The organism is Xanthomonas sp. CFBP 8445, assembly GCF_025666235.1.
Taxonomy (GTDB): domain Bacteria; phylum Pseudomonadota; class Gammaproteobacteria; order Xanthomonadales; family Xanthomonadaceae; genus Xanthomonas_A; species Xanthomonas_A indica.
Window position 1 is genome coordinate 4047094 of record NZ_CP102594.1, and the last position, 13805, is coordinate 4060898.

The 13805-nt window shown below is 71.3% G+C and carries 3 protein-coding genes and 2 pseudogenes; 1 reads left to right on the top strand and 4 read right to left on the bottom strand.

Annotated elements, in window-relative coordinates:
• Positions 1-92: 92 nt before the first annotated feature.
• The 4 genes and pseudogenes from NUG21_RS17410 to NUG21_RS17425 all read right to left on the bottom strand — a co-directional run bounded on the left by NUG21_RS17410 (position 93) and on the right by NUG21_RS17425 (position 10887).
• Positions 93-6071 carry a hypothetical protein gene (locus tag NUG21_RS17410; RefSeq protein WP_263393115.1) on the bottom strand — a complete coding sequence of 1993 codons (5979 nt, stop codon included), beginning with the start codon at positions 6069-6071 and terminating at the stop codon, positions 93-95.
• An 894-nt stretch (positions 6072-6965) separates the two neighbouring features.
• Positions 6966-8327, bottom strand: a pseudogene (locus NUG21_RS20985) (ESPR-type extended signal peptide-containing protein); the annotation flags it as partial.
• A gap of 1095 nt (positions 8328-9422) precedes the next feature.
• Positions 9423-9721, bottom strand: a pseudogene (locus tag NUG21_RS17420) (phosphoribosylformylglycinamidine synthase subunit PurQ); the annotation flags it as partial.
• Positions 9722-9792: 71 nt separating this feature from the next.
• Positions 9793-10887, bottom strand: coding sequence for a putative porin (locus NUG21_RS17425; RefSeq protein ID WP_263391517.1), 1095 nt, complete (start codon positions 10885-10887; stop codon positions 9793-9795).
• Between the two features lie 160 nt (positions 10888-11047).
• Here NUG21_RS17425 and NUG21_RS17430 point away from each other — a divergent pair, with 160 nt between their 5' ends.
• The gene (locus NUG21_RS17430; protein ID WP_263391518.1) at positions 11048-13669 is read left to right on the top strand and encodes a methyl-accepting chemotaxis protein; all 2622 of its coding nucleotides are present in this window, start codon (positions 11048-11050) and stop codon (positions 13667-13669) included.
• The last annotated feature ends 136 nt before the right edge of the window (positions 13670-13805 follow it).

A 13805-nucleotide genomic window follows, 5' to 3' on the forward strand; every position in this document is an offset into this window, starting at 1 on the left:
GAATCCGTTGGCCGGCCCAGCCAAGGTCCTGTGGTCTGCCCCCTCAGGCCATTGCGTGGCGGACGGCGGCACGCGCCGCCGTCCGCAATGGATCACCAGCCGAAACCGGCACCGATGCCGATGGAGCTGTCGTCGCTGCTGAAGGCACCGCCGATGGTCACCGTGGCGCGGTCGCTGAAGGCGCGCTGGTAGCCCACCGACAGCGCCGACTCGCCGTTCTGGAAGCCGATGCCGGCGCCGACCCGGTTCTGGGTGCGGATGCCGGCGGCGCTGGTGGCCATGTTGAGCATGGCCGCGCTCATCGCGCCCTGGCGGTCGATGCGGCGGTCCTGGTCGCGCAACCGCGCATCGACGTCGCCGCGCAGCACCTCGAAGCTGTCGGCCATGGTGCCGAAGCGCGCATCGGTGTACGACTTGGCCGTGGCCACGCCATTGTCGAGCTGGCTCTTGTTGACCGCATCGGTGGCCTGGGTGCCGGCGGCGACGTTGGCGAGCTGACGCTCGTTGCCGGCGCTGCCGATCGAGACCGTCTGCGCGCGATCGGCCACCGACCCCTGCCCCAGTGCCACCGCGCCCTGCGCCGTGGCGCTGGCGCCCTGGCCGAGGGCGGTGCCCGAGGCCGCGCTGACACTGGCGCCCTCGCCCATCGCCACCGCGTTGGTCGCCACCGCCGCGATGTGGCTGTTGGCGCCCACCGCGGTGCTGCCGTCGGCGTTGACCTTGGCATTGCTGCCGATCGCGGTGTCGTTCGCGCCATGCGCATACGCGCTGCCGCCGATCGCGGTACCGGTGGCGTCGTTGGCGCGTGCGGCGGTGCCGACCGCGGTGGCGCTGGAGGCCACCGCCGTGCTTTCGCCGACCTGTGCGGTGCCGATGCTGCCGGACACCGACGCGGTCGTGGCCGTCGCCGCGGTCGCCGCTGTCTCGGTCGCAGTCCCCGGCGCCGCTTCGGTAGCCTGCGCGGCCACCGCACTGGCGCCGACCATGCGCGCGCTGCGTGCCGCGGTGGCGCTGCCGCCGCTGCGCGCATCCAGTTCGCTGACCTTGCCGTCCAGCGCCGCCAGCGCCGCGCCGACGTTGTTGTAGCTGGCGCCCTGGATCACGTAGGTCGGCGCCACGAACACCCCTTGCGCGCCGAGCCCGGCGCCGCCGCCCAGGAACGTCGCCATGTTGCTCAGCGACTGATACAGCTGGCCGCCGTTGATCGCCTCGGTGCTGCCGGCGGCGACGCTGCCGGCGGTCAGGTTGACGATACGCCGGGTGGCCGGGCCGCCGCGGCCGTTGCCGCTGCCCAGCGACACGGTGTCGGCCTCGTACACCCGCGAACCGGCACCGAGCGCGACCGCGTTGTCCGCGGAGACGCCGGCATTGGCGCCGAGCGCGACGCCATTACTGCCGCTGTTGCGGACGAAGCTGTTGTAGCCCATCGCCACGCCGTTCTCGCCGATCGCATTGGTCTGCAGGCCGATCGCGGTGCTGCGCGCACCGGTCGCCGAGCTGCCGGCACCGTTGGCGGTGGCACCGGCGCCGGCGGCGACGGCACCCACGCCCAGCGCGGAACTGCGCAGGCCGCTGGCGGTGGCGCCGGCACCGGCCGCCGTGCTGTCCACGCCGCTGGCGCTGGCCATCGCGGTGCCTGAACTCTGGAAGCGCGCGCTGGTGTCGCCAGCGGCGGTGGCGACCGCGTCCAACTGCGCCTTGTTCACCGCATCGGTGGCGTTGACCGCGGCCCCGACATTGGTGATGCGGCGCGTGGCCGGCGCGGTGACGCCGTTGCCGCCGCCCACCGACACCACGTTGGCTTCGCTGGTACGCGCGCCCGAGCCCAAGGCGACGCTGCCGGCGCCGCTGGCCGAGGCGTTGATGCCCAGCGCCGTGGCATTGGTGCCGCCGTAGGCGAAGGCGTTCTGGCCGATCGCGGTGCCGCCCTGCGCGGTGGCCCAGGCGAACTGGCCGACGGAGGTGGTCTGCGCCGCGGTGGCCCAGGCCGAGGCACCGAGCGCGGTCGCGTCCTCGCCGGTGGCGCGGGCGCTGTAGCCCAACGCCGCGGCATACGCGCCGGATGCGGTGCTGCCCCAGCCCAGTGCCGAGGCGTAGTTGCCCGCCGCGGCCGCACCGTAGCCGAACGCGCTGGTGCGGGTGCCGCTGGCGGTGCTGAAGGCACCGACCGCGGTGCTGTAGTCGCTGCCGGCGGTGGCCTTGTAGCCGTCGGCGGTGGCCTGCAGCCCGCTGGCGATGGCGCCGGCACCGCTGGCGCTGCTGAACGTGCCGCTGGCCTGCGCACCCGCGCCCAGCGCGGTGGCGCCGGCGGCGCTGGCGGTGGTGGTGCCGTCGAGCAGCACCTTGCCGTCCGCATCGGTGTAGTACAGCGAGCCGCCGATCGCGGTGCTGGATTCGCCGGTGGCGGTGGCGTTGTAGCCGGACGCGGTGGCATAGCGAGCGCCGGCCAGCGCGCCGCTGCCGAACGCCGAGGCACCGGTGCCGTAGGCGTTGCTGGCCTCGCCGGCGGCGGTGGCGTAGGTGCCTTCCACGTAGCTGCCGACATCGTCGGCCGGGTCGCTGCCGCCGCTGGCCTTGAACTGCTTGCCAGTGGCATCGGCCGACTGCTTCACCTCTTCCAGCTGGGCGACGTTGACCGCGTCGGTGGCCTCGGTGCCGGCGGCGACGCTGGTGATCTGCCGCTCCTTGCCGGCGCTGCCCACCGAGACGGTGTTGTCGCGCGCCGCCTCGGAGTTCGCACCCAGCGCCACGCTGTTGACGCCGGACGCATACGCGCCGTAGCCGAACGCACTGGCGCTGTCGGCACTGGCGTAGCTGAGGCTGCCGAGCGCGCTGCTGAAGTCGGCGGTGGCGCCGGCACCCGCACCGAACGCGGCGCTGTTGGCGCCCGAGGCCTCGGCCGGGATCAGGCCGAAGAACGAGGTGCCGCCGACCGCCACGCTTTCCTCGCCGGAGGCCACACTGTACTCGCCCACCGCGACGCTGCCGCTGCCGGAGGCGGTGGAGGACACACCGACCGCGGTGCCATAGCTGCCCGAAGCGAGCGCACCATAGCCCAGCGCCGAGGACAGGTAGCCGGTGGCCTCGCTATAGCCACCGAGCGCGGTGGCGCCGGTGCCCGAGGCGGTGCTGCGGAAGCCGGTGGCCGTGGCCTGGTTGTCCGAGGCCACCGCTTCGTTGCCGGTGGCGGTGGCGTAGGTGGCGCTGGCCTGCGCGCCGGCGCCGCTGGCGGTGGCGCCGGTCTCGCTGGCCTGGGCATTGCTGCCGATGGCGATGCTGTTCTCGCCCGCCGCCTGGCTGGCATTGCCCAGCGCGACCGCATCGACGCCACTGGACACGGCATTGAAGCCGATCGCGGTCGCCCCGGCGGCCACGGCATTGGCGCCGCCGCCGAGCGCGGTGGCGCCGTCGGCGGTGGCGTTGGCCGCCTCGCCGGCGGCCAGCGCGTTGTCGCCATCGACCAGCGCGCCGGCATCGCTGTCGGCGCTGCCGCTGGCCTGGAAGTACTTGCTGGTGGTCGCTGCCGCCTGCTTCACCGCGTCCAGCTGGGCGACGTTGACCGCATCGGTGGCCTCGGTGCCGGCAGCGACGTTGGTGATCTGCCGCTCCTGGCCGGCACTGCCCACCGACACGCTGTAGGCGCGGTCGGCGACCGCCCCGGCGCCCAGCGCCACCGCGTTGGACGCCGTCGCCTCGCTGCCGGCACCGATGCTGATCGCGCTTTCCGCATCGGCCACGGTGTTGGTGCCGATGGCGATGGTGTTGACCTGGTTGCCCAGCGCCTGGAAGCCCAGCGCCACGCTGTAGTTGCCGTAGCCGAAGGCGCCGCGGCCGACCGCGGTGGCGCTCAGCCCCGGCGCCCAGCTGTCGAAGCCGATCGAGGTGGCGCCGCTGCCGCTGGCCCACGCCCCGGTGCCGAACGCCGAAGCATTGGTGCCGGTGGCCCAGGCCGAGGTGCCGAACGCCGAGGCGCCATCGGCGGTGGCCCAGGCGTAGGCGCCGACCGCACTGGCGTCCTCGCCGCTGGCCCAGGCGTTGTCGCCCTGCGCCAGGCTGTAGTTGCCGGTCGCACGCGCCTTGTAGCCGCCGGCGGTGCTGTGGTCGCCGGTGGCCTGCGCACCGTAGCCGGTGGCGGTGGCGACGCTGCCGGTGGCCTGCGCGCCCGCGCCGAGCGCGGTGGCGTTCTCGCCGGCATTGGCGCCGACCAGCACCGGCTTGCCGTCGGCATCGACGATCGGCTGGTTGTACTGGTCGTAGGCCTGGCCGCGGCCGCCGATGGCGGTGCCGCCGGTGCCGCTGGCGCTGCTGCCGTTGCCCAGCGCCACCGCGTCATCGCCCATCGCCGCCGCGCCGCTGCCGAACGCTGCCGCACCGGCGCCGTAGGCATTGGCCGCATCCCCGGCGGCCAGCGCGCCCTCGCCGTCGGCATAGGCGCCGACTGCGCCGCTGCCGCCATGGGCGAAGAACTTGGAGGTGCCTTCGGCGGTGGCGCGCACCGCATCCAGCTGCGCGAGGTTGACCGCATCGGTGGACTGCGTGCCCGCGGCGACGTTGACGACCTGCCGCTCGCTGCCGGCATCGCCGACCGACACCGTGTTGGCGCGGCGCGCCACCGAGTTGGCGCCCAGCGCCACGCTGTCGGCCGCAAATGCGGTGCTGTAGTAGCCGAGCGCGGTGCTGTTGGCGCCGCTGGCCCAGGACTGCGCACCCACCGCGCTGGCGAAGTCGCCCGGCGCGTAGGCGAAGTAGCCCAGCGCCGTGCTCTGCAGGCCGGAGGCCTCGGTCATGCTGCCGTTGGCGGTGGATTCGTCGCCCGAGGCGATCGCGCCGGCGCCGAACGCGGCGGCATTGGCCCCGCTGGCCTGGGTCTGCACGAACAGGCCCAGGCCCGGGATCAGGTCGGCCGGACCGCCGACCGCGACGCTGCTGGTACCGGTGGCCACGCTCTGCGTGCCGACCGCGGTGGCGTAGTCGCCGGTGGCATTGGCCACCGCACCGAAGGCCGATGCCTGCGCGCCGCCGGCGTAGGCGCCCACGCCCACCGCCGAGGCGGCGAACCCGCCGGCATCGGCGCTGGCGCCCAGCGCGGTGCCGCCGACCCCGGCGCTGGTGGCGCCGGTATCCACCGCCACCCCGCTCTTGGTGATCAGCGGCTCGCCATTGGCGTCCACCGCCACGCCACCGACCGCCACCGCCGCCGGCCCGGTGGCCTGCGCGTTGGTGCCGAAGGCGGCGCTGTTCTGTCCGGCCGCGACCGCGCCGCTGCCCACCGCGGTGGCGCCGCTGTTGAGCGCGTCGGCACCCGCGCCGAGCGCGGTGCTGCCGTTGCCGATGGCATTGGCGGCCTCGCCGGCGGCCAATGCGTCGTCGCCTTCGACGTAGGCGCCGGCATCGCTGTTGCCGGCGCTGGCCTGCAGGTACTTGCCGGCCTCCTGCAACTGCGCCACGTTGACCGCATCGGTGGCCTCGGTGCCGGCGGCGACGCTGGTGATCTGCCGGGTCAGGCCGTTGGCCACGTCGCCGACCGACACGCTGTTGTCGCGTGCGGCATAGGAGTGCGCGCCGAGCGCGACCGCATTGGTCGGCGCCTGGTCGCGCGCGTCGTCGAGCCAGGTGCTGACCCGCGCGCCGTAGCCGATCGCGGTGGCGTCGCTGCCATTGGCCTGGCTGTCGGTGCCGAGCGCGGTGCCGTTGCTGTTGAAGGTCGAGGTCACCGCACGTGCACCCAATGCGACGCTGTCGGCGTTCCAGGCGGTGGCCTTGTAGCCCAGCGCGATGCCGCCGTCGCCGGAGGCCAGCGCGTAGCTGCCCAGCGACACCGTGCGCGGCGCGAACGAGCCGGCGCTGTGGCCGATCGCCACCGAATCGACGTTGCCCGGCAGGTTCGGGAACACGTTGGCGTTGTAGCCAAGCGCGATCGCGTAGTCGGACTGGCTCTGCGCGCCGGCGCCCAGGGCGATGCCGCCGACGCCGGTGGCGGCAGCGATGCCCATGCTGTTGCCGGCGCTGGCCGCGGCGGTGCTGACGCCACCCACGGCGACGCTGTCGGTGCCGCTGGCCAGCGCGTTCATGCCTACCGCCACCGTGCTGGTGGCGGTGGCGCGCGCGCCGATGCCCATCGCCGTGGCGTAATCGCCGGCGGCGCGGGAACTGTAGCCCACCGCCGTGCCCAGGTCGCCGGCCACTTCCGACAGGCCGCCGACCGCGGTGGCGCCGTCGTTGAAGGTCTGCGCGTGATAGCCCAGCGCGGTGCTCTGCACGCCGCTGGCCGAGGTGCCGGTGCCGACCGCGGTGGTCAGCGCATCCAGCGCCTGCGCGCCGCCGCCGACCGCGGTCGCGGCCACGCCCAGGGCCTGGGTGGTCTGCTCGCGGCTGCCGACGATGAAGCCGTCCGCGTCGTACTCGTACACCGTCGCGGTGCTGCCGATCGCGGTGGCCGAGGTGCCGGCCGCGGTGGCATCGGTGCCGACCGCGCTGGCGTGGTCGCCGCTGGCGACTGCGCCGCTGCCCAGCGCCGAGGCGCCGAGGCCGGCGGCGGTGCTGGTGGAACCCAGTGCGGTGGTGTAGTCGCCATCGGCCAGCGCATCGGCGCCGGCGGCGGTGGCCTGCTGGCCCTGCGCCAGCGCGATGCCGTCGCCGCTGCCGGCGAACAGCCGCGCGGTGCCGTCGGCCACCTGCTTGACCGCGTCGAGCTGGTCCAGGTTCACCGCATCGGTGCCCTCGGTGCCAGCGGCGACGTTGGCGATCTGCCGCTCCTTGCCGGCAGTGCCGACCGAGACGGTATTGGCGCGCTCGGCGACCGATCCCTGGCCGAGCGCGACGCTGCCGCTGGCCGCGGCCTTGGCACCATAGCCCAGCGCGGTGGAGTCGTCGGCCTGCGCCCAGGACGCGGCGCCGAACGCGGCGCTGGAGGCGCCGTCGGCCGAACTCAACCAGCCGACCGAGGTGGAGAAATCGCCGTTGGCCCAGGCGCCGGCGCCGAACGCGCTGCCGCCTTCGCCCTGCGCCTCGGTGGTGAACAGGCCGAGCACGCTGCCGCCGACGGCGGTGCTGGACACGCCGCTGGCGAGGCTGGAAAAGCCCACCGCCACGGCGTCGCCGCCGCTGGCGTTGGCGCCGTAGCCGAAGGCCGAGGCGAAGTCGCCGCCGGCCTGGCTGAAGCCGCCGGTGGCGGTCGCGGCCAGCCCGGTGGCGGCGGCGGAGAAGCCGGTGGCGGTGCTCTGCACGCCGTCGGCGCGCGCGGCGGTGCCCAGCGCGGTGGAGAACGCGCCATTGGCCTGCGCGCCGGCGCCGAACGCGCTGGCGCCCTGCTCGGCGGCGGTGGTAGTGCCCTCCAGCAGCACCTCGCCGTTCTCGTCGACGATCGACAGCGCACCGCCGACCGCGGTCGCCGAGGCGCCGACGGCGGTGGCGTTGCTGCCGACCGCGGTGGCATTGCCGCCCACGGTGGTGGCGCCGCTGCCCAGCGCACTGGCGCCGTTGCCGATGGCGTTGGCGCCTTCGCCGGCGGCGATCGCATTGGCGCCCTCGACGTAGGCGCCGGCATCGCTGGCATCGCTGCCGCTGGACTGGAAGTACTTGGCGGTGGTGTCGGCGGTCTGCCTGACCGCGTCGAGCTGCGCCACGTTGACCGCATCGGTGGCCTCGGTACCCGCGGCCACGTTGGTGATCTGGCGTTCGCCGCCGGCCTTGCCGACCGAGACGCTGTCGTCGCGGTCGGCCACCGCGTCGGCGCCCAGCGCCACGCTGTTGCGTCCCTGCGCGACCGCGCTGTTGCCCAGCGCGGTGCTGTTGAAGCCGCTGGCGCTGGAGAAGCCGCCGACCGCGGTGGCGTATGCACCGGTCGCGTCGGCCGCCACGCCGACCGCGGCGCTGGCGGCGCCGGAGGCGATGCTCTCGGCGCCCAGCGCGGTCGCGCCATCGCCACTGGCGGTGCTGTAGTAGCCGAGCGCGCTGGCCTCCACGCCGCTGGCTTCGCTGAGCGTGCCGCTGGCCACGCTGCCGTCGCCGCTGGCATTGCTGGCCGCGCCGGTCGCGGTGCTCTGCGCGCCGCTGGCGTTGCTCTCGGCGCCGACCGCGGTGGCGTAGTCGCCGCTGGCACTGGCGTTGTCGCCGATCTGCAGGGCCTGCGCCTGGGCGCTGGTGGGCAGCGCCACGGCGCCGGCGCCCAGCGCCAGGGCGATCGCGCCGGCCAGGGCCAGGCCGTGTGCGCGTGCGGCACGGCGATCGCGGACGACCGCGCCGCGCGCATCGCCGCTGGCGAGTTCCGATGCCACCACCCACATCCCCAACGCGTTGTTCCAGACCTTGCGATAAATCCGATTCATCGACGACTGCTCCTCAATTCGGCTGGTTTTTGGTCAAAAAGCCACCCTCGCCCGGCGTTCCGGCCGGCCGACCCCCTGTCGGTTTTTTGGTGCCGCACGTCCCGACCGGGACGCGAGAGGCTCACGCCTGTCGCTGCTCGGAGCTGTAGATGAACCGAGGTGGAATGCGGAACTGACTCGAGTGTTAACCCGGCCTCTCAAGTACGTCAAGTTTTTGACTTAATGCGCCATGCGCCGTGACAAAGACCGCGAATTCAGCCCGGTTTCGTTAATTTTTCGATAAATATCAATGAAAACAACCAGGTCGCGCCAATTTTTCGGCACGAACCTTGCCAGCCTTGACATGCCGCGCGTCGAACGATTTCGTTGCTTGTCAAGGACTTGACGCAGACGCCTGGTAAGGGCGCGCGGGGCTGCCGGGACACGCCGGGCAAGCGCTCCAGACGGAGGCGGATGGGGCCGACTGCGCGAAATGGGGCGAGCGGTCGCGTGGCGGAGCGACCTGGGTGCCGGGCAACGGATAGATGCTGCCGGGTTGCGGCGACACAGTGCAGAGCGCCGCGAGTGGGCGCGCGCGACGCACGCCTGGGTGCGACGGCGGATCCAGCACACTGACGCAATGACGCCAGCGCGCGACGCGCAAGGCGCGACGCACCGCGATGTTGCGTAGGAGCGGCTTCAGCCGCGACCGGGCACGGTCAGATCATCCGAAGGCGGGATGGCCGAGGAAACCCACTCGACACACAGGAAAAATCACGGCATCGGCCCGTCAAACCGTCGGCTCGGCCGGCCTGGGCAGGGTTCTGCGTCGGGACTGAAGTCCCTCCCACATGGGGCACAGCGACGCGCGAGTCGGCGCATGCGCCACGCCACAATCGCGGCGCATTCTGCATCCCACAGCGATGGCAGCGCGGCGCAGACCCCCGACCCACGCAGCCGACAGCGCCGGCCCGGCATCGCCGCAGCAGGTGCTGCCGACGGCGCCCTGGCGGGCGCCATCGTCGGGGCGCGATCAGGTCGCCGAACTCGTCACCGTCGGAACCAATCAGGTAGGCGCGTCGCCACCACGGCGCGCGGGCCAGGGCCACACCGGGCTCAGCCCACCCACACCCGCGCGTTGCGGAACATGCGCAGCCACGGCGCCTCGTCCGGCCACCCGGCCGGATGCCAGCTGAGGTTGAGCGAGCGCAACGTGCGTTCCGGATGCGGCATCAGGATGGTCACCCGGCCGTCGTCGCTGGTCAGGCCGGTGATGCCGTCGGCGAGCCGTTCGGGTTCAGCGGGTACTGCGTGGCGACGGCGCCATGGCCGTCGACGAAACGCAGTGCCACGCGCGCGGCGGCCTGGTCCACGGCACTGTCGAATTCGGCGCGGCTTTGACCAAGCGCCACAGCCGCCGAGTCAATGGCGCGGGTCGAAGCACTGGAAGCTCTCCTTTCCTCCCAGCAACGCTGCACAGCACCCGCTAAAAGTAGAACCCGATGTTGAGGTTGAACCGCGAGTGCCACTTGGACCGGTCACCATCGTCGATGGCAATGCCATCGCCGCCCGCGAACCACATGTTCTTGCCCGCGATCCAGTCCAGGTAGGTCAGCATGACGCCCTTCTTGATGCTGCACCCGGTGACGTTCTGCGTGGAGGAACGCAGGTCGGGACGATCGTGGGTCGGAAGGGTCATGCTGAAGTTGTTGTAGCAGGTCACGTCGTCCAGCCAGTGCCCCTTGCCGAACGAATAGGCGATGTTGGCGGTGGGGACGTCGGCTTCGGCGGCGATCTCGAACGGCGCCAGGAAGGCCGACATGGCGATGCGGTCGCTTGGGACCGCGTAGCGGTAGCGCGCCCATTGCACCTGACTGGTCCACCCGCCGCTGCTCCACTGCGCGTGCAACGCCGCTGCGCGATGCCCATAGCGGCGGCGATCCTCCACGTCCAGGATCTGCCCGGAAAACGCCGACGCACCCAACAGCAGGCTGCCGTGCTGCAACTCGACGCGGTGTTCGTACCGCACATGCACGCGATGGTACTCGCGATAGGGATAGCGCGCCGTTTCGGCGACATCGAACGAATAGCGCGCCGTCCGCGCCCCGTCGCCGTATTCGTCGCCCGAGAACCAGCCGACGTGCACGGTGTCATTGCCGAATGTGCGCGACACCACAACGCCCGGATCGTAATCGTCTTCGATGCCAAGGTAGTAGCCGGAGCCGAACCAGAAGCTGTTCGACGCGGTCGGCAATAGTCCGAATGGCACCTGCTGGATGCCGGCCTTCAGCACCGTGCGATCGTCGATGTTCCAACCGACGAACGCGTGATGGATGGCGTTGAATCCGTCATACCAGCGGTGTTGCGCGGACACGAAGAATGGGCCGTCTCCCGCATTCAGGTCGACCCGCAGCAGTTCCAGATCGAGCCCGCGGGTGGGGCCGTAATCCAGCCAGCCGTAGTTGAAACGGACCGCTCCGCCGAGCTTGAAGTAGGTCTCGGTGCTCCGAGTGTCCTGTGCGTCTGCCTGACCGCTTAAGGCAGCCGCCAACATGAGTAAAAGCCCGGAACGAAAGGACATGAGCGTGACCGCCTCCCTGGTGGTTGTCGCCAGACCAGTATCGGCCGCGGCGGGCCCAGCATGAGCAGAAAAACGGAGGTCAAGTTTGCCGCGGGGACGTCGATACATCAGCGCAGCGGTGTGCCCAGCAGGGTCGCCCTCATCCACAACGGGAGCAGCAATGAGCAGGACCCTCGTCCGCCGTCACAGCGTCGCCAGTCGTTTGATGATCGGCACCGGCATCATCGCCCTGCTGTGTTTCGGCATGACCGCCGCCATCACCTATTGGCGCAGCAGCCATGCCTTGCTCGACTCGTCGCAGGCCGTGCTGCGCGAAGCAGCGCGCCACGAGGCGAGCGAGATATCCTCGGACATCGGCTCGGCCTTCGATGCCGGCGCGACCCTGGCCAATACCTTCCGCATTCAGCGCGGCGCCAACGGCGTGAGCCGGGACTCGGCCGCTGCCGTGCTGCATGAGCAACTACGTCTTCACAAGCGCTGGCTTGGCATCAGCACGCTGTGGGAGCCGAACGCGTTCGATGGACACGATGCCGCCAATGTCAACGCGCCCTTCCACGATGCGACCGGGCGCTTCATGGTGTACTGGTCGTACCAGAAGGGCGAGCTGGTGCGCGAGGCGTTGCACAGCTACGACAAGCCCGGCGAGGGCGACTGGTATCTCGCAGCGCGCAACAGTCACGCGCCGGTGGTGATCGAACCCTACTATTACCCGGTAGCCGGCGTGGATACGCTGATGACCACGTTGAGCACGCCGGTCATGGAAGGCGACAAGTTCCTGGGCACGGTCAACATCACCATGTCACTGGATGCGCTGCAGAAGCGCGTGGCGACGCTGCATCCGATGGACGTTGGCCAGGCGATGCTGCTGTCGCCGACCGGCGCAGTGATGGCCAGCGCCGATGCCAAGCAGGTGGGCAAGACGCTGTCCGACGCCGGCACCCAGGCCATGCTGGCAAAAGTGCGCGCGGGACAGGTCAGCACCGACGAGGCCAGGGTGGCCGGCGAGGACTGGCTGCGCGTGTTCGTGCCGATGCGCCTGGGCAAGGCGCCACAGGTGTTCGCACTCGGCATCATGGTGCCCAAGCACCACGTGATGGCGCAGGCCCGCACCTTGCTGTGGGTCATCCTGGCAGTGGGCCTGCTCTCGGCCGCGTTGCTCGGTGTCTCGCTGTACCTGCTGCTGCGGCGCCAGGTGCTGGCACCGCTTGCCGAGGCGGTCAAGGTGTCCGCAGCGGTGTCCTCTGGCGAATTGAACAGCCGCATCGAACCGCGCCGCATGGATGAAATGGGGCAACTGCTGCAGTCGATGGGCAGCATGCAGGCACAGCTGCGCGCGGTGATCGAAGCGCAGGACGACATGGCCCGCCAGCACGACGCTGGCGAGATGAGCTATCGGATGGATGCGGCGCGCTTCCCCGGTGAGTACGGCCGCATGGTGGCTGGCACCAACGACCTGGTCGATGCGCACGTGCAGGTGCAGCGCGAACTGGTGGCGGTGATGTCGCGCTACGCGGTCGGCGACATGCAGCCCGACATGCGCGCCTTGCCAGGCGAAAAGGCGGCGCTCAGCGATGCGATGGCGGCGACCAAGCGCAACCTGCAGGCAATCAACCGGCAGATCCTCGCCCTGGCGCAGGCCGCCGCGGCCGGCAACTTTGCCACCCGCGGCGATGCGCAGGCGTTCGACCACGATTTCCGCGGCATGGTGGAAGGGTTGAATAACTTGATGCAGACCACCGATACCAATCTCGCGGAGCTGTCGCGCCTGCTGCAGGCGATCGCCAGCGGCGACCTCACCGTGCGCATGAACGGCGAATTCCGCGGCGTGTTCGCGCAGATGCGCGACGACGCCAATGCCACGGCCAGCCAGCTGGCGCAGATCGTCGGCAGCATCCAGACCTCGGCCGCGTCGATCAAGGGCGCCGCCAGCGAGATCGCCGCCGGCAACCAGGACCTGTCGCAGCGCACCGAGCAGCAGGCCGCCAACCTGGAGGAAACTGCGGCGTCGATGGAGGAGCTCACCTCCACTGTCAAGCAGAATGCCGATGGCGCGCGCCAGGCCAATCAGCTCGCCATCGGCGCGGCCGGTGTGGCCGCGCAAGGCGGCCAGGTCGTGGATCAGGTCGTGGAGACCATGCGCGGCATCGAAGCCTCGTCCAGGAAGATCGCCGACATCATCTCCGTCATCGACGGCATCGCGTTCCAGACCAATATCCTGGCCTTGAACGCGGCGGTGGAAGCGGCGCGTGCCGGCGAACAGGGCCGCGGCTTCGCGGTGGTGGCATCGGAAGTGCGCATGCTGGCGCAGCGCTCCTCCGGCGCGGCCAAGGAGATCAAGGATCTCATCGAAGACTCGGTGCAGCGCGTGGCCGAAGGCTCCACCCTGGTGCACAGCGCCGGCGCGACCATGAGCGAGGTGGTGGCCAGCGTGCAGCGGGTCACCGACATCATGGGCGAGATTTCCGCAGCATCGCAGGAACAGTCGGCCGGCATCGCCCAGGTCAACCAGACCATCACCAACATGGACGAGACCACCCAGCAGAACGCCGCGCTGGTCGAAGAAGCCACTGCCGCCGCGCGCTCGCTCGAGGACCAGGCAGTGCAGCTCACCGAAGCGGTGGCGGTATTCAAGCTCGATGCCGCGCATGCGGCTGCGCGGCAGGCGGTTTCCGGCCCGGCGGCATCTCCAGCCAAGCGTCCGACGGCCACGCGCCCTGCAGCGCCCCGGCTACGTACGGTGGTGGCCACGCCCGACAGCGACAGCAACTGGAAGGAGTTCTGAAACAGTCGCGGGCGCTCCGCCTGCGCCGGCATGGTCCATCACAGCACCTGGCCTAGCCAGGGCACGACGCGGCCGGCCTGACGGCGAGGGAGACGCAGCGCACACGCTACGCGTGCGTCATCGCTCTCGCACCCGC

Bases quoted from the DNA above. Each gene is read 5' to 3' on its own strand.
- NUG21_RS17410 (WP_263393115.1), bottom strand. From the start codon at position 6,071: ATGAACGCGCTGGCCAGCGGCACCGACAGCGTCGCCGTGGGTGGCGTC.
- NUG21_RS17425 (WP_263391517.1), bottom strand. From the start codon at position 10,887: ATGTCCTTTCGTTCCGGGCTTTTACTCATGTTGGCGGCTGCCTTAAGC.
- NUG21_RS17430 (WP_263391518.1), top strand. From the start codon at position 11,048: ATGAGCAGGACCCTCGTCCGCCGTCACAGCGTCGCCAGTCGTTTGATG.